Origin of the sequence: Shewanella hanedai, assembly GCF_007197645.1 — a bacterium.
Taxonomy (GTDB): domain Bacteria; phylum Pseudomonadota; class Gammaproteobacteria; order Enterobacterales; family Shewanellaceae; genus Shewanella; species Shewanella hanedai.
Map to the genome: position 1 here is coordinate 94924 of NZ_VKGK01000021.1, position 16109 is coordinate 111032.

Annotated in this window: 17 protein-coding genes; 6 read left to right on the forward strand and 11 right to left on the reverse strand. The window is 42.0% G+C overall.

The features are described from left to right. Window positions 1–13 precede the first annotated feature (13 nt). Both FN961_RS16665 and FN961_RS16670 read right to left on the reverse strand, forming a co-directional pair. Window positions 14–754, reverse strand: coding sequence for a ferredoxin--NADP reductase (locus FN961_RS16665; RefSeq protein WP_144041308.1), 741 nt, complete (start codon window positions 752–754; stop codon window positions 14–16). 100 nt (window positions 755–854) lie between these two features. After that, window positions 855–1439: a DUF5610 domain-containing protein gene (locus FN961_RS16670; RefSeq protein ID WP_144041309.1), complete on the reverse strand. Its 585-nt coding sequence runs from the start codon at window positions 1437–1439 to the stop codon at window positions 855–857. 157 nt (window positions 1440–1596) lie between these two features. Between FN961_RS16670 and FN961_RS16675 the strand changes: the two genes are divergently transcribed. Continuing rightward, window positions 1597–2136: a phosphoglycerate mutase family protein gene (locus tag FN961_RS16675; RefSeq protein ID WP_144041310.1), complete on the forward strand. Its 540-nt coding sequence runs from the start codon at window positions 1597–1599 to the stop codon at window positions 2134–2136. Between the two features lie 417 nt (window positions 2137–2553). Here FN961_RS16675 and FN961_RS16685 read toward each other — a convergent pair whose 3' ends face one another. Further along, the gene (locus FN961_RS16685) at window positions 2554–2817 is read right to left on the reverse strand and encodes a hypothetical protein (protein WP_144041312.1); all 264 of its coding nucleotides are present in this window, start codon (window positions 2815–2817) and stop codon (window positions 2554–2556) included. Between the two features lie 76 nt (window positions 2818–2893). Further along, the gene (locus FN961_RS16690; protein WP_144041313.1) at window positions 2894–4669 is read right to left on the reverse strand and encodes an ABCB family ABC transporter ATP-binding protein/permease; all 1776 of its coding nucleotides are present in this window, start codon (window positions 4667–4669) and stop codon (window positions 2894–2896) included. Window positions 4670–4972: 303 nt separating this feature from the next. Between FN961_RS16690 and FN961_RS25855 the strand changes: the two genes are divergently transcribed. Then, a complete protein-coding gene (locus tag FN961_RS25855; RefSeq protein ID WP_185972820.1) occupies window positions 4973–5149 on the forward strand; it encodes a hypothetical protein in 177 nt (58 codons plus the stop codon). Between the two features lie 74 nt (window positions 5150–5223). Here FN961_RS25855 and aroG read toward each other — a convergent pair whose 3' ends face one another. Continuing rightward, window positions 5224–6276, reverse strand: a complete 1053-nt coding sequence (gene aroG, locus FN961_RS16695; protein ID WP_144041314.1) for a 3-deoxy-7-phosphoheptulonate synthase AroG — start codon at window positions 6274–6276, stop codon at window positions 5224–5226. 710 nt (window positions 6277–6986) lie between these two features. Between aroG and FN961_RS16700 the strand changes: the two genes are divergently transcribed. Together FN961_RS16700 and FN961_RS16705 are read left to right on the forward strand one after the other, a co-directional pair. Beyond that, window positions 6987–7844, forward strand: coding sequence for a lipase family protein (locus FN961_RS16700; protein WP_144041315.1), 858 nt, complete (start codon window positions 6987–6989; stop codon window positions 7842–7844). Between the two features lie 10 nt (window positions 7845–7854). Then, entirely contained in the window at window positions 7855–9150 is a 1296-nt protein-coding gene (locus FN961_RS16705) for a DUF4785 domain-containing protein (RefSeq protein ID WP_144041316.1), read from the forward strand. An 83-nt stretch (window positions 9151–9233) separates the two neighbouring features. Here FN961_RS16705 and FN961_RS16710 read toward each other — a convergent pair whose 3' ends face one another. From FN961_RS16710 to FN961_RS16725, 4 genes are all read right to left on the reverse strand, one after another. After that, entirely contained in the window at window positions 9234–10442 is a 1209-nt protein-coding gene (locus tag FN961_RS16710) for a tetratricopeptide repeat protein (RefSeq protein WP_221936133.1), read from the reverse strand. 104 nt (window positions 10443–10546) lie between these two features. After that, window positions 10547–10903 (reverse strand): hypothetical protein, encoded by a 357-nt coding sequence (locus tag FN961_RS16715; protein ID WP_144041317.1) that lies wholly within the window; start codon window positions 10901–10903, stop codon window positions 10547–10549. Between the two features lie 211 nt (window positions 10904–11114). Then, complete coding sequence (locus tag FN961_RS16720) at window positions 11115–12365, reverse strand: ammonium transporter (RefSeq protein ID WP_144041318.1); 1251 nt, start codon at window positions 12363–12365, stop codon at window positions 11115–11117. 12 nt (window positions 12366–12377) lie between these two features. Continuing rightward, window positions 12378–12716 carry a P-II family nitrogen regulator gene (locus tag FN961_RS16725; protein WP_144041319.1) on the reverse strand — a complete coding sequence of 113 codons (339 nt, stop codon included), beginning with the start codon at window positions 12714–12716 and terminating at the stop codon, window positions 12378–12380. Window positions 12717–12979: 263 nt separating this feature from the next. On the opposite strand from FN961_RS16725, the gene FN961_RS16730 reads away from it, so the two are divergent. Further along, window positions 12980–13522 (forward strand): hydrolase, encoded by a 543-nt coding sequence (locus FN961_RS16730; protein WP_144041320.1) that lies wholly within the window; start codon window positions 12980–12982, stop codon window positions 13520–13522. A gap of 8 nt (window positions 13523–13530) precedes the next feature. Next, a complete protein-coding gene (locus tag FN961_RS16735; RefSeq protein ID WP_144041321.1) occupies window positions 13531–13740 on the forward strand; it encodes a hypothetical protein in 210 nt (69 codons plus the stop codon). Between the two features lie 539 nt (window positions 13741–14279). Here FN961_RS16735 and FN961_RS16740 read toward each other — a convergent pair. Both FN961_RS16740 and FN961_RS16745 read right to left on the reverse strand, forming a co-directional pair. Beyond that, window positions 14280–14948 carry a hypothetical protein gene (locus FN961_RS16740; RefSeq protein WP_144041322.1) on the reverse strand — a complete coding sequence of 223 codons (669 nt, stop codon included), beginning with the start codon at window positions 14946–14948 and terminating at the stop codon, window positions 14280–14282. 95 nt (window positions 14949–15043) lie between these two features. Next, window positions 15044–15457 (reverse strand): GNAT family N-acetyltransferase, encoded by a 414-nt coding sequence (locus FN961_RS16745; protein ID WP_144041323.1) that lies wholly within the window; start codon window positions 15455–15457, stop codon window positions 15044–15046. Window positions 15458–16109 lie beyond the last annotated feature (652 nt).

Below are 16109 nucleotides of genomic sequence, written 5' to 3' on the forward strand. Positions count from 1 at the left end.
AGTATCAGGAAAACTACCAATATTTCTCTATTGTTATCTGACCGGGTGCTCGACGAAGGTTCTTAGCTAGCCCTTTTTCTAACAAGATATTATTAGCATCTTTGATCATTTCAGGATTACCACAAAGCATAACCTGAGCATTTTCGGCCGTGATTTCTAGACCTAAACGCCGCTCTATTTCACCCGATGCTAAAGCCGTCGATATTCTGACTTCCAAAGCATTAGGGTAAGATTCGCGTGTTACAGAAAAGAGTAGCTTAAATTGGTTCGGATAGCGTTTTTCAAGCTGAAGAAGTTTTTCTTTATAAGCGAGATCTTTGGCCTCTCTCACTCCGTAAACTAATACAACATTTTCAAATCTTTCCCAGGGTTCTGGTGTTTCAAGTATGGAGATAAATGGACCAACTGCAGTGCCTGTGGCCAGTAGCCAAAGGTCTTTTCCTTGAGGTGGAACTTCTTCCAGTGTCATAAAGCCAGCCGCTTTACCCGATACCTCGATACGATCACCGATCTTGAGCTGCTGTAAATTTGGCGAGAGTAAGCCATCCAAAACCGAAATAGCCAGCACCTCGACATAATCAGAATTAGGCGCATTGACAACAGAGTATGCTCTGCCAATCCTTTTATCGTTAATCACTTGGCTTAACTTAATAAACTGGCCCGCAATGTAAGGCTCAATATCAACTTTTATTTTTAAAGAGAATAGGTTGTCACACCAATCGGTTCGTTCAATCACTTCACCTTCAACCCACATTTATCGCTCCAATACCTAAAGTTTCCTAACAGATATTTAGCATAAATGGTGGGGTAATACCAATTAGCTTCTAGCTAAATAATACCAATCAGTATAAAGATTAAGAAGCCTCACTATCGTCAGAACTAAAACTGTCTTTAAACGCCAGCAATCCCTCTTGAATGAGTGAATAGGTTTGCTCAACACCACTGGCAATATCTCCCTCTAGCACCTCTAAACCAGTCAAAATCTCTTTGGCTTCATCAAATCCTTGATCAATAGCACCACCAATAATCTCCATAAATGAAGAGAGCTGTTCGTCAAAACTCATGCTTGAGTTTTGATCTTGATATAAGCTAAAAAAGTTTGTCGCAAAGCTCACTATGCGATCAGCTGTCGCATCAGGAGAAGTATCAACCCCATTGTCATAAGCCGTCTGAAGCGCATTGTCACCCATAGTGGGGGCAAGCTCTTCATTAATCGCTTCGATAGCCGCACGGTAAAGTAAGATCATAGGCTCATTACCTGAGCTTAAACTGACCTCCTGTTGCGCAGAGATGATGGCGGAATTCATCAACTGTTTACTGCTTGCATACGCTGTTTTGTTGCTCGCCACTTCCGATACCGACTTTCCATTACTTTCAGTGGTCTGGGTCTGACTTTTCGCTACTTGGGATACGTCTGCGCCATGGTTCTTAATTTCCATAACTGCCTCTCAATTAATACCTATTCACAACCATTATCGGCTGCTTTTTATACAACTTTAGTTTTTATTAATTTATCGTGCACTTTATTTGAATAGTGCTGTTTAATTTGTTAATAATTCGCTATCTTGCAATATTCGCAAAGGGGATGTGACCGGTATGATTAAAAAGCTTTTATTTCCCATTATGTTAGGCCTATTTTTTTCGGCCACGCTTCAAGCAGCTGAAGCTGAAATACAGGGTGCAGACTCAAACAGTAAAATCCTTATATTCGTCAGGCATGCAGAAAAGCAATTAGATCAGGGTAAAGATCCCTCATTAACACCTGCCGGACAACGTCGAGCGACTCAGCTGGCTATCGCTCTTAAAGATATGCCGTTTACTGCGTTATATGCCACGCCCTTTAAACGCACCAAAGAAACCCTTGAACCTATAAGTAAAAACAAAGAGATAACAGTACAAGTGGTCGATGTAAAAGGGGGGATGTCCGAGCATATAAGCAGGAGCGTTGAAAAGATTAAGGCTGAAAAGGGAAACGTTCTCGTTGTTGGCCACTCCAATACAATCCCTTTATTAATCAAGGCTATTGGAGGGATGGAGATAGACGCTATAGCCGAAAACGACTATGATAACCTTTACCTTCTCACTCTTCCAGCCAAAGGAAGTGTCGGTTTAATACACACAAAATATGGTCAATAAAAAGTGGGATTTATGACGATTAAATACCGTGGAGTGAGTATTTGTATCACTAATTAGGTATAATCGTTCAACGATGATGATTTGCACATAATTGATACTGGCGTTTTTTAGCCACTTGCTTCAGAATCCGCCACAGCGACAACCGAAACACCGAACATGCTTAAAGGAGTCCTAATTGAGTTCAGAATATATAAACCAAAGTCCGTCGAGTAAACAAGCGTCATTGAGTTGCCAAAGCTGTGAGCGCTTTACCATTATCGAGGGTGAGACTATTTGTTTTCTTCAAGGCAAGATCATCAGATTACAACCAATACCAACAGAACTCAAAACGATAAGCTTGACATGCAATGGCTGGAAAAACAGATAACAACTGGCACTATTCTATACGTAACGCAAAAATTCAATCTAGATCAACGACTAGGCTCGCATCATTCCTGCATAATCATATTCCGAAGACTTTGTTTCACGAATAATACCGTCCAGAGATACACTCGGCTTGTATTCTGCTAGGCTCAAACCACGAGTGGTAACCAGCATTCCAGCAGAAAGCTCCTGATAAATATTGGTCAATTCACTTTGCGCAAGACCACGTTTCTTCAAGATAGCCATGATCGCCAACCAGTCAGTCTCTATCTTACTGTTTTGGCCCTCTATGTTGACTTGCAAAGGAATATTCTTCATTGTCATTATCTCGTCAAAGTGATTATATTTTATTGGTCATAATTATACCGCATTTAAGCTGAACCTGTACTGAACTCTATTTTTGGTTTTGAATATTCCACAATTTTGAATATAGCCCTCCCTCATTGATAAGATCAGAATGCTTACCCGTTTCTACAATCTCTCCCTGACTCAGCACAATGATTTGATCAGCATCGACCACGGTTGATAACCGATGAGCAATAACCAGGCTGGTGTGTCCTTTAGCGACCTCTTTAAGTGCAGTCAGAATCGCTTGTTCTGAATGACTATCAAGTGATGAAGTAGCCTCATCGAAAACCAACAATGCCGACCCTTTCAAAATAGCCCTAGCAATCGCCACCCTTTGCTTCTCACCACCAGACAATTTCAACCCACGCTCTCCGACCTTGGTTTGCCAGCCTTCGGGTAGTGATTCAACAAAATGAGAAAGATGCGCCATCTTAATCACTGCCGCGACATCATCATCACTGGCATCAGGTCTGCCATAACGAATGTTCTCTAATAAAGAATCATTAAACAGTACGGTATCTTGAGGCACGATAGCGATGGACTGCCTAAGAGCATTTTGCGTTAATGAATCAATCTTGATGCCATCTAAACAAATACTACCACTGTCGACATCATAAAAACGAAACAGCAATTTAACGATAGTTGACTTACCCGCACCACTATCACCGACTATTGCCACCTTCTGCCCAGGTAAAATAGAAAAATTGATGTTTTTTAAAATTTGACGTGAATCGTAACTAAAACTCACGTTTTCAAAAGTGAGCCCACCAGAAACAAGCGGTAACTCCTTTGCATCAGGCTTATCTTTAACCAGCGGTTGCCTGTCTAGTAAACCAAACATTCTCTCAATATTTGCTAAAGCTCCGCGTATCTCTCTATAAACAAAACCTAAAAAGTTCAGAGGGATAAATAGCTGCATCATAAAAGCATTAATCAGTACAAAGTCACCGATGGTCATTGAGCCTGACACCACATGAGACCCCGCTAACGCTAACATCATCGTCATCGCAGTCGAAATAATCACAGCCTGACCAGCATTAAGCGCAAAGAGAGATAAACGGTTTTTACGTTTCGCATGCTCCCAGTCTTCTAGCGCCATGTCATAACGTTGTGCTTCATAGTCCTCATTGTTGAAATATTTAACGGTTTCATAGTTAAGTAAGCTATCTATCGCACGTGAGCTTGAGTCTGAGTCAGCTTTAGCAGCCTCCCGAACATAACCGGTACGCCACTCTGTTGCGAAGACAGAAAATGCCACATAGCTCACTACAGCGCCAAGTGTAATGGCCGCAAAAGCAATCCCGTAGTTGTAAAACAAAATCCCAATCACCAGTGCTATCTCTAATATCGTTGGCACAATATTAAACACCATAAATCTCATCAGGAAATTGACCCCACTGGTGCCTCTTTCAATATCTCGGGAAAGCCCCCCTGTTCTTCGCTCAAGATGGAATTCGAGATCTAATTGATGCAAGTGCTGAAAAACCGACAAACCCAAACGTCGAATAGCCCGTTCAGTCACCCGCCCAAACAAGGTGTCTCTCACCTCTGAAATCAGTGTGTTTAACAGGCGCAAAGCGCCATAAGCCACAACCAGAGATATGGGAACAGAGATCAACTGCTCTGGTGAGGCTTGGGTTAATGTATCGACTAAGGATTTAAGCACAAAAGGCAGAGATACACTGGCAATCTTAGCAATCACTAGACAGATTAACGCCAACGCTACCCGCTTCTTATACTCGAAAAGATAGGGCCATAATAACTTCAACACTTGCCAATTTAATTTATCAACAGGACCATCGAAATAGAGAGAGGGGCGCATTTAAATTCCATTTAGTCATTTTTCAAACGGGGAAAACAAGACGGTTTCATAACAGTATATTCAATTTTACTTCCGCATGTTTTGTTTTTACGTCACTTAAAAGTAGTACTTTTGACTGACTTTTTATTATAATAGTTAAACTAAAGTCCTGTAAGGTGACATTTATTTTTTAATCTAGGTCAAATGAGAGTAATTCCTGTTATGCAAATGAAAAGAATTTGATATTATTTTTACCCGAAAGCTCAGGGCCGCTCAAGGTATGAGGCAGCGACACTCATACTAAGCGATTTAAAGGAAACATACATGCTGGACTCATCTAAAGACCAATATCCTCCCTTGCCACTAATACAAACTTGGGTATGGATGATGACACAATCGGGTGATGCCGATATCCAAAGAAAAGGCCAAAATAATCTTATTGCTTCTTTTGGAAGTCTCGCTAAAGCAAACGAATATTTGGTTAAAAAGAATCAAGATTAACTGCCATTTTATCAATAAAAAAGGAGGCTGATGCCTCCTTTTTTATGCACTAAATATTAGTGACTAACATATTCTCAGTCGCGGCGAGTTTTGACACTCTGATTAAGCGTTTCAAGTAATGACTCTGTATCTTCCCAACCAATACAAGCATCGGTAATACTTTGGCCATAACAAAGGGGCTCATCTTGAATATAATCTTGGCGGCCTTCAACAAGATTGCTTTCAATCATGACGCCAAAAATACTCATATCGCCCTGACCTACTTGAGTGGCAATATCTTCGCCAACCAACATCTGGCGCTTAAACTGTTTCGAACTATTAGCATGACTAAAATCAACCATGATATTAAGCGGTAAGTTCGCCTTGTCGAGTTGCTGCTTTACTTCACTGACATGTTCAGCACTATAGTTAGGTTCTTTACCACCACGCAGAATAATATGGCAGTCTTCGTTACCTTTCGTTTCGACAATGGCTGAATGACCGAACTTGGTGACAGAGAGGAAATGGTGTGGCGCACTTGCCGCACCAATCGCATCGATTGCCACTTTAATCGTCCCATCAGTCCCATTTTTAAATCCGACTGGAGATGACAAGCCTGACGCTAGCTCACGGTGAACCTGTGACTCAGTTGTTCTCGCCCCTATCGCTCCCCAACACATAAGATCTGCCACATACTGAGGGGTAATCATATCAAGAAACTCACCCGCTGTAGGCATCCCAATATCATTGAGATCCAACAATAACTTACGTGCAGTTCGCAGTCCGTCATTGAGTTTGAAACTGTTGTCCATATCAGGATCGTTAATCAAACCTTTCCAACCAACAGTGGTACGCGGCTTTTCAAAATACACTCGCATAACAATTTCAAGCTGATCTTTATATTGCTCTCTCAGTTTAACTAACTGCTTGCCGTACTCTAACGCAGCTACTGGATCGTGAATTGAGCAGGGACCGACAACAACCAATAGACGGTCATCTTTTTTTCTAAGAATGTGATGGATATTTTCACGCGCATTAAAAACAGTTTGCGATGCGTTCTCTGTCGCCGGAAATCGTTCCAAGATCGCAATTGGAGGCAATAATTCTTTGATCTTATTAATTCGTACATCATCATTTTTGTAATACATGGTAATCAACTACTCCGGCTAACGTTTAAATACATTTCTCTCAACAGCGCTACTAAGTTCAATTTATCCAGTATTTATCGACAATGCAATCAAGATATAACAAATAAACAAACAAATAGATTTATTCGATAAAAATCATAACCTTGATTAACAAAAAAACAAATATCGAATTCCGTTCACTGGGTAATGCCGCAAATATATTCTACTAACATTCATTAAATTACGCCTTTTGATAACCATTTCAGCTTAAACATACATATATTAGATTTTATAAAATAAGCCACGATGAAACCTGCTAACAAGTGAGCTTAGCCTTAACTTTTCTCCTGAGTCCCCTTAAGAAATAATGAATCAATAAACCACTGCCTAACCAAAATACCACCCTAGACTAAAACTCCAATTAATCACTATTAAAAAGTTTTATATAAAGAAAAAGTAAAAACTATCAGACTATAACGTTAGAAAGACTGATTTCCTGTCTATTGGCAGCAACAATGTTCAAACAACCTTTATGTCGATTTATCTCTACAGCTATAGCTGTATCTAGGCTTGAAAAATATTTAAAACAAAATAACCAGATCTACGATTTAACTGGTACTCACGTACTGCCAATATAACTTGATAGCGCAAAACCTTATGGCTAAGTTGAGCAAGGAGGTCTGACGTCCGACCTCTTACCCTAACTAACAAGATAATAAAGAGAATAGCCAATGAAACATAACTACAAGTTACTACTCTTGGGTCTGTTTACTGTCAGCCCATTCGCCCAAAGCGCTACTGGAGTCGCCTTCATACATGGAACAGGTGATCAAAGTAATGCGTTAAATGATTATTGGAATCAGAACTTTGTAAACACAATTAGGCAAGGTATTTCCAATCCCAACAACTATCTAGTGGTCAATTGCGATTTCGATCAATACATGTGGGACAATGCAGCCTCTGGTTGCCTTGCTGGTCAACTCACACAGTTTATTGATAGTAAGAATATCGATTCACTCACCCTCATTACCCACTCCAATGGCGGCAACGTTGTTAGATGGATACTGTCGAACCCAACCTGGGACAGTCGATACCCCGCCATTATCAATGCTGTAGATCAGGTCGTTGCTATCGCTCCCTCAAGTGGCGGAACTCCCTTAGCTGATGCCGTAAACCAAGGTTCAGTGTTCGAAACAACCTTAGGCTGGTTACTCGGCTATGGCAGTGATGCGGTAAAGCAACAGCAGGTCAGTTGGATGAATTATTACAACAGCACTTGGCTTAATGGCACTCAAGGCAGGCCGTCACTCAACACCACTTTTGAAGCTGTAGTGGGTTCTGATGTCGACTCAGCGATATGGGATGGGGATAGTTACTGCGCGGGTTATCAATATCAAGTCGCATTAGAAACCACTCAGAACTGGCTTGATGATTGTTCAGATGGCTTTTTAGAATGCAGTTCCCAAAGTGCTGCTGGCACAGTGTGGTTTACCGATAAACAACGCACCCGAGGCAGCGAACCGTTAAGTCACCAACAGAGTCGACGTGACTGCTTTAATCTTCACACCATTATTCGCGATCATATATAGGAGACCACAGATGAATAAATTAACTCATTTAGCCACAATGATAACCATGGCAAGTATGCTGGTCGCCTGTCAGGATAATTCAGAAACAGAGAATAAAGAACCGGAAGCAGCCAAAAGTCAGACAAAAAGCTTCACCCTTGCAGCACCTCAAGTGAATGACTTCAGCGTCACTGACATTGATTCCCCCACGTCAGCCCCCATAAACACTAGCCGTGAAACGGTTAACTTTGTGACTAAAATCCCCGCTGACTTTACGATAACGTCACCCAGCGTCTCACACTCAATAAAGAGTGATGAATACTGGACTAAGGTATCGGGAGCCGAGCTAAACAGTGGCGTCGCGTTAACCATAAGCCAAGCATCAAGTGTTATTCGTATCTCTCCAAGAGCCGACACGAGTTCTGGCACGCTAGTCCACAGTAAAGCCATCTCACCAGAAAATATTCAACTGCTCAAAGACAGTGATAAGACAAATAGCACTCAGACTAAGTCCTACATAAAATCGCTGGCAGATCCACAGGCGTTAGCCACCGCAGGACTGACTGATGACTCAAGCGCCCTTCTGCTTTCAGCCGATGCTAAAGCGGGACAATATCGTTTGCGTGTGAGCGAAAAACTCCAGCCCAGCGCCAGCTATATGGTTAACGTGAAAGAGAAGAACTCACCTTACCAATTAACATTAACCAGTAGGAACAATCTTGCATCGACTCAAGCATCCATTCCATTTGAACTTGAGTTGACCAATAGCAAAACAAAACTAAAGCCAACTGCGAGTCTAAAGCATGCCAATGGTAGCTTTCAGGCTCTCAAGGTTGTGCAAGTTAATGGCCAATGGCAAGCCAAACTGCCCGAAGTCAACGCGATGCCTGACAACAATTTGGGGCTCAGTGAAATTCAACTCCAAGTTAGCACTCAGGTTGCAGGCAAAGCCGTGGTGAGAACGGTTAAAAAGGCATTTAAACAGTTTGTGCCTTCGGCCAAAATTAAGCCTACGATCACCAGCAAATGGCAAAATGGGCTTCCAGAGTCACTCACTGTTGCCCTCGACATGGATAAAGCTGGACGCTTCTCAGTGGCAAGTTACCTGACAGGTGTTGATGAGCAAGGCAAAGACAAACCTATCCTTAAGACCGAATCCGCAAGTTGGTTAACGCCGGATTCAACCGAAATCACCTTGAAATTAGATACTGATTTGATCGCTAAATCAGGTCTCAAGGCACCCTATAAACTGCAAGGTCTAACCCTTAAAGATCAGGGACAGATGGCAAGACTCAGTTACCAAGCACACGGCCTGACACTGAATTAATACCAATCACCATTACACCTAGCCATAAATAAAAAATGCTCCTTAATCTTAAGGAGCATTTTTAATCGCAATGTAAGTTGAAACTAGTGACTCTTCATCGCATGGAGTTTTGATTGATAGCGTAATTTACTGCCCTCATCGTGAGTCAACGCCAATGCTTTGAGCATATTAGCCTCAGCCCTACGCTCATCACCGGTTTTCCAATAGGCTTTGGACAGACCAAAATAGAACTCATGACGATAATCCGCCTTTGCAACCGCACGTTTATACCAGAGCAACGCATCTTGGTACTCTTTATCTAAATACGCTTGCTGAGCAATACCATAGTAGTAATAGGGATTATCAATTCGCTCTAACTCTAACTGCTTATGAATCACTGCCCACTCATCCAGTCTGTCTTGTGCACCCAACATAACGGCATAGTTATAGAGGGCGGTCATGTCTTTGTTATTCATCTCCAGTGCGAGTTTATAAAGGGCTTCTGCTTCATTGTTAAGCCCTTTATAGCGATACAAGACTGCCAAGGTATTTAATGCAGGTACATAATTGGGCATCTCAAGTAGGCCTAACTTTAAAAAGCCGTAGGCTTTATCATAATCCCCCACCACTAACGATTCTGCGGCCACATTGTTGTAGAACATCGCGATGACGGTTTGTTTATTAATTTTTCTCTTAGCATAACCACGCACAGCTCTCTCAGGCAAAAAATCGACTTGTATCGCTCTTTTTAAAAGCTGCACGCTGCTGCCATTATTTGGAGGCAGTAACTTGAGGTTTATGTGGCCGTTGACCAGATAAAATCCCCCCTGTTTATCCCAAACCGGCGGCACATCAATCTCCTGAAACTCAACAACAACATCAAGCTCCTTGGCCAAGGTGGCAGTCAATAATACCAAGGACAAGCAGTTCCCTGCCCTCTCGCCAAAGGTTTCGCTGGCAACTAGAGTCACATTGTCACGGTATTCAAAAGCCCCCTCCTCGGCATTGATGTACTTAGCCAACCACTCATTCGCCAGCAAATGTTTTGAACGGCTCAATTTAGATCGTTGCAGTTCCGATTTAAGCTCTTTGACTGCCTCATCAGGCAGAGAGAAAAGATCTTCGGGCACAGGAAGGTGTTCCACCATTGAGAAGTGTTCATCATGAAAATATTGTTCAATATGGCTAACACCCGTGACGTCTGGAGTCGAGGTGCATGCTTGAAGAAACAGACTGAGCAGACAAAAGGTTGAGAGAGTCGCTTTCGAGATAATAGGTTTCGAGAGAATAGATTTCGAGAGAGTAACGTTCATGATCACCAACTTTAATCCAGCAAGAGGTTATGATCAGTTTACATTAACGAACAAAAAATGCGCAGATCGAATGCATTACAAAAGATTAACAAAGCAAACTTAGGTTATTCGACCTTGTCCTTGTGAATAGGCGTTTGCTTTATGTCATCGACCTGAATATATAACTTTTTATTTTGATAGTGATAAGGTCGATAAAAAGCCCCACCACATCGGTAATAGGTATAGGGACGGGCAAAAGGGATACAAGACGCTGGTAATGCCTGCAATATCTGGATCTGCTGTTGCATCCTGAGTGCCTCTTTCCACTCATTTTCAAGCAGAACCTGATCACGCACAGCAAACGCATCGAAGGGTTCACTGGATTTACGCACCACAACCTGACCAGCATTAACTGATGAATGCAGTAGCATTGTGACAGTTAACAGCATCAGCTTACGTTTAAGTGCATCTCTAAATATCATCAACCTCTCCTGACTCTATTCAATTCTCAATACATACTAAACGATCTTATCCCATTCTTGGCATTATTATCACCGAAGCCAGTTTTTCACTTTGCCCCCGAATCAAGCAGACACAGAAAAAACAAATGCCAGTGGGATAACCCTACTGGCATTGAAACAAGCAATAATCACACTTTAACGTTTAGCAAAAAAACCAAACGCTAAATCAGCTTTAACGTGAACCTTTAATCGATACGAACTCAGGGTAAGCATCTATTCCGCAATCCGATGCATCCATCCCCTTATATTCATCCTCTTCAGTAACACGGATCCCCATGGTGACTTTCAACACATACCAGACCACAAAAGAGGTACTAAACACCCATGCAAAGATAACCCCAGCACCATAGAGTTGACCTACTACTGTTGCATCAGCGTTAGAAAGAGGCACCAACATCAGACCAAAAAATCCAGCCACACCGTGAACAGAGATAGCGCCGACAGGATCATCGATTTTAATTCGGTCTAACGCCACAATAGAGAAAATAACCAAACCACCCGCTGCAAGACCTATCACACCAGCCATGGCCAAAGAAGGTGAAAGCGGATCAGCAGTTATCGCAACCAGTCCGGCTAACGCACCGTTCAAAATCATCGTCAAATCAGCTTTGCCCCACACCATCTTACAGACGATTAGTGATGACACAGCGCCAAAAGCCGCGGCCGAATTGGTATTAAGGAAGATTTTAGCCACAGCCGTTGCATTATCAGCATCAGAAATCAGTAACTGAGATCCACCGTTAAACCCAAACCAGCCCATCCAGAGAATAAACATGCCTAAGGTCGCCATGGGTAAATTTGAACCAGGAATTGGATTTACCTGCCCATTAGCACCATATTTACCTTGCCTAGCCCCAAGTAATAACACGCCCGCAATCGCTGCTGCAGCGCCAGCCATATGCACGATGCCACTACCGGCAAAATCAACAAATCCCGCTTCAGAAAGGAATCCGCCGCCCCAAGTCCAATAGCCTTCAACCGGATAGATAAAGCCTGTCATCACCACTGCAAAAACCAAGAATGACCACAACTTCATCCGCTCAGCAACTGCGCCAGAAACAATAGACATGGCAGTTGCAACAAATACCACTTGGAAAAAGAAATCTGATTCAAGCGCGTGATCAGCATCAGCAGCTTGACTGCCGATTAACGTGCCAAGTGACGGTAACCAGCCACCCTCGCCATTATCAACGTACATGATGTTGTAACCCACGATCAGAAACATCACGCATGAGATCGAATAAAGACACACGTTTTTAGTTAAAATTTCTGTGGTGTTTTTCGATCTAACCAGTCCAGCCTCTAACATCGCGAAACCAGCAGCCATCCACATTACCAGCGCACCAGAGATTAAAAAATAAAATGTATCCAATGCAAACCTTAATTCAGATACCGTCACACCTAATTCCACTAAATCTTCCATTACATCCTCCCCTTAAAGTGCTTCGTTATCTGACTCGCCCGTACGAATACGAATAGCCTGTTCGAGATCAGTCACAAATATTTTCCCATCTCCAATTTTCCCAGTACGCGCAGCACTGACAATGGACTCAATGAGCAGTTCGAGATTTTCAGACTTAGTCGCAATCTCAAGTTTCACTTTGGGAAGGAAATCCACTTGGTATTCAGCACCACGATAAAGTTCAGTGTGTCCTTTTTGACGCCCAAACCCTTTCACCTCAGTCACCGTCATGCCCTCAATTCCCACTCCTGCGATGGCTTCTCGAACATCGTCTAATTTAAACGGCTTAATAATCGCGCTGACTAATTTCATCCAGATCTCCAAATTAATAATTATTCTTCTGTTTCATTTATTAATTCAATCATTAGGCCAACTTAACAAACTCATAACTTTTAATGGGTTAGGATATTAATTACAAATACGACGCTCATAACCCGCACCAACTAAGTGCAGTTATGGGTGACTCGCACAGAAATAGCGCGCCATCTTAAAATTCTTAGACCAAATGCCTATTGGAAAGGAGATGTTTAACAGTAGAATGAAGTAACCCCCCTCGTTAAAGGTGAGCCATAGAGATGTTGAAACCACAAGAGTGTGTGCTGGTCGTCGTGGATGTTCAGGGTAAACTAGCCCAAATCATGGACCGTAGCGATGCACTGCATCAAACCTTAGTGAACCTCATCAAAGGCACTGCCCTATTTGATATCCCAACCCTCTGGTTAGAACAGCTCCCCGACAAACTCGGCCCAACCAGCCCTGCAATCCATGAAGCGTTAATCAAGTCTTGTCACCCCATAGCGAAACAGCACTTCAGCGGCTGGCATGCTGAGAAGTTTAAAGGACAGTTGAAGGAATTAAACCGCAAACAAGTACTGCTAGTCGGGATAGAAGCACATGTATGCGTCTACCAAACCTGTCGTGATCTGTTAGACAATGGATTCGACATTCATCTCGTTGTCGATGCCATCTCCTCGCGCACTGCGGCAAACAAGCAGCTCGGCATAGAGATGATGCAATCTAAAGGCGCTCAGATAACTAATATGGAATCACTATTGTTTGAGCTTCAACATGAAGCAGTAGGAGAGAGATTTAAGCAGTTACTTAAGCTCATCAAGTGATTTGATACTTGTCGGATAACAAGTTTACTGACTTGCCTGATAGCAAGTTTCAAATATCTTTTTGGATTGGTTCATTGGGCTGGATTGGTATTTGGTTATTACTTGATAAACATCGCTTCATTGCTGTTTATTGCTTGCAGCAGGTGCCGTGCAGGGACGCACCAATGTCGCAGTGGCAGGATGCCAAAGAGCGACCTGATGTGCAGATACTTCAGTGAGACGGTGAATAGAAACTTTAAGTTTCTGAGCTTATGAACGAGAGACAAGGATGTCGAACTGGCCTTTAGATAGGATATCATTCAAGTACAATCCCTGTAGTCTCTACGATGACATCTGATGTGAATGGATTCACAAATGCCGTGGTGACATGGATGGCATAGAACGGCCATGTCATCGAAGCTCACTGCCGCATCTACACCTGAGTGTTTATCTCTTCGATTTAAGCTCTTCTAGTAGCCAGCTCATTTTTTGGACAAAAGTCATTTGGAGCTCAAGCTCTAAAATTTACTGTTCACATTATCATTAGTAATTACTACATTAAGAAAACGGTATTATATTCACTGATAGATGGATCGCAGTTCATTCTCGAAACAAAAAGCTAACCAGAAAGCTTAGTTAGGCGTTCTAAATGAACCGCCCTCGGCTCTGGCATCCTGCTTTGCCCTACCTCCTAAATCCATTTAGTCGTGTGCGGAGCCGCATGCAAGGTGGTATGGGAGTTGGAGGCTAGACATCTCCGGCTACTCGATTATATAACTTACACAACTAGCATACTTTCATTTCTGGCTTTGATAGCATAACTAAGAGTCACACTAAGGTTATGTATATTTGCAGTCAATATATCATTTTGATCACAAAATTCTTTTTCGATAACAAGGCAGTCGGTCTCGTTACTTAGTTTTCTAAGTGCTTTTTTATTTAAGTACTCTAGGTGTGAGTCAATTAAATGCCATTTTTCATGAAGGTCTTCTGTTAAAGCAAATGAAGCTTTATTTACTTTTCCATCAGTAAAAGGGAAAAGTGAAGCGTTCAAGTTACCAAAGTCAGTCTTCAACTTACCCAAATTAAAAAAATGTGGTTTAAAACGTTCATAGCTCTGTTTATTCTGGGATAGTGCCTGCAGTTCTCGTACCATAGGTGTGACTAAATCCCACAATTCAGCATAGTTCTTAAACTCCTTTTCAAACTGAATTTTGCTTACATGAACCTTAGATTCATTAACGGCATTCAGCTCCGCAATCTTCATTTCTAACCCATGTTTTAGTTGTGCTTGTTCTCGTTGAAGTATTCTAATAGACCATAGCTTCCCTAGCCATGCACTTAAACTGATGATAACGACACTTGCCCCAACGGTAACAACATTTCCTGAATCATATTCAAATCTCACCTCTGTGATATAACGCCTGCATAGCACATTTACTACCATGCAATTATGCTTAAAATTGACGTCTTAAAACGATAGACACCCGACAACCTGAGATGCCGAGTGTAGTAAATCGTATTGATGCGATTGTTATATTTTTATATGAAATATAATGGGTTATCGTAGACTTTGGGCGGTTTCACTGAATCATCCAAATACAGACGGAGATGAACGCGAGATCCAAGGCTTAGATACTTTTCAAATCCGAGAGATTCATAGACAGTTACGAGATTGTCCACAGTTAGCCCGCTATCCGCATCTGGTTCTGCGGTGATTTCTACGCAAGCTTTAGGACATTCTACCGCAATACGTTTGAGTGTCTCATTGAGCAACTTTTTAGCAAATCCTTTCCTGCGAAATTCAGGTAATATATCTAAACGCTCGATAGAATAGACATTTGTATGTTCAGAGTTTTGTCTCCACATGCAATTACAGTCTTCACTGTAGTTTTCAAAATACTCATAAAAAAAACCGTCATGCTCTTTATGCATAATGTTGGATAACTGTTCCATGATACTCCTTATGGATAAACAGTCGGCTAGTTAAATTTACCAAACCTTTTATTTAGGCCTTACTAAAGTAAAGCCATTGATTTATAAGCACTCTACCTGAGTGATACTAAATAAACGAGCACGAAAAATTGCAAAGTGAACATTGATATTGATGTCTTATCGAAAGTAATCAGTAACAGTCATTTATCGATTAGTAAAGATAGGTCTACTTACTTGTTACTTAATCTGTGTTGCTTATTGCCTGAAGCTGATTTTGGGGCATTTCCGTGTTAGTGACTTACTCAGACAAGTCAAAATCGAAGAGATAAATTATCAGGTGTAGGTGCAGCTACGAGTTTTGGCAGCATGGAAGCTGCCGTAAAGCCCACAGGGATGTGCTAGTGGCGTCTCGTAGAAGTATCTGCACATTCCCCCGCTGGAGGCGATAGGCAACCATGAAGGTACGAGCTTCAAGCACACCTGCAAATACCAAACTAGCCAGAAGCTAAATAAGAAAATGTAATCAGCCTTCATTTGAAGGCTAGCCAATTTTGGTCGGATAAGCGGCACCTGTTACCAAGTGCCGCTCTCCTAAGAACCGTACGTGCAACTTTCACTGCATACGGCTCAAGCCTCCACTAAGGCGTACTATGTTACCCGGTAACCATACGGG

Coding starts and splice junctions, on each gene's coding strand:
- FN961_RS16665 (WP_144041308.1), bottom strand. CDS start 754: ATGTGGGTTGAAGGTGAAGTGATTGAACGAACCGATTGGTGTGACAAC.
- FN961_RS16670 (WP_144041309.1), bottom strand. CDS start 1,439: ATGGAAATTAAGAACCATGGCGCAGACGTATCCCAAGTAGCGAAAAGT.
- FN961_RS16675 (WP_144041310.1), top strand. CDS start 1,597: ATGATTAAAAAGCTTTTATTTCCCATTATGTTAGGCCTATTTTTTTCG.
- FN961_RS16685 (WP_144041312.1), bottom strand. CDS start 2,817: ATGAAGAATATTCCTTTGCAAGTCAACATAGAGGGCCAAAACAGTAAG.
- FN961_RS16690 (WP_144041313.1), bottom strand. CDS start 4,669: ATGCGCCCCTCTCTCTATTTCGATGGTCCTGTTGATAAATTAAATTGG.
- FN961_RS25855 (WP_185972820.1), top strand. CDS start 4,973: ATGCTGGACTCATCTAAAGACCAATATCCTCCCTTGCCACTAATACAA.
- aroG (WP_144041314.1), bottom strand. CDS start 6,276: ATGTATTACAAAAATGATGATGTACGAATTAATAAGATCAAAGAATTA.
- FN961_RS16700 (WP_144041315.1), top strand. CDS start 6,987: ATGAAACATAACTACAAGTTACTACTCTTGGGTCTGTTTACTGTCAGC.
- FN961_RS16705 (WP_144041316.1), top strand. CDS start 7,855: ATGAATAAATTAACTCATTTAGCCACAATGATAACCATGGCAAGTATG.
- FN961_RS16710 (WP_221936133.1), bottom strand. CDS start 10,442: ATGAACGTTACTCTCTCGAAATCTATTCTCTCGAAACCTATTATCTCG.
- FN961_RS16715 (WP_144041317.1), bottom strand. CDS start 10,903: ATGATATTTAGAGATGCACTTAAACGTAAGCTGATGCTGTTAACTGTC.
- FN961_RS16720 (WP_144041318.1), bottom strand. CDS start 12,365: ATGGAAGATTTAGTGGAATTAGGTGTGACGGTATCTGAATTAAGGTTT.
- FN961_RS16725 (WP_144041319.1), bottom strand. CDS start 12,716: ATGAAATTAGTCAGCGCGATTATTAAGCCGTTTAAATTAGACGATGTT.
- FN961_RS16730 (WP_144041320.1), top strand. CDS start 12,980: ATGTTGAAACCACAAGAGTGTGTGCTGGTCGTCGTGGATGTTCAGGGT.
- FN961_RS16740 (WP_144041322.1), bottom strand. CDS start 14,948: ATGGTAGTAAATGTGCTATGCAGGCGTTATATCACAGAGGTGAGATTT.
- FN961_RS16745 (WP_144041323.1), bottom strand. CDS start 15,457: ATGGAACAGTTATCCAACATTATGCATAAAGAGCATGACGGTTTTTTT.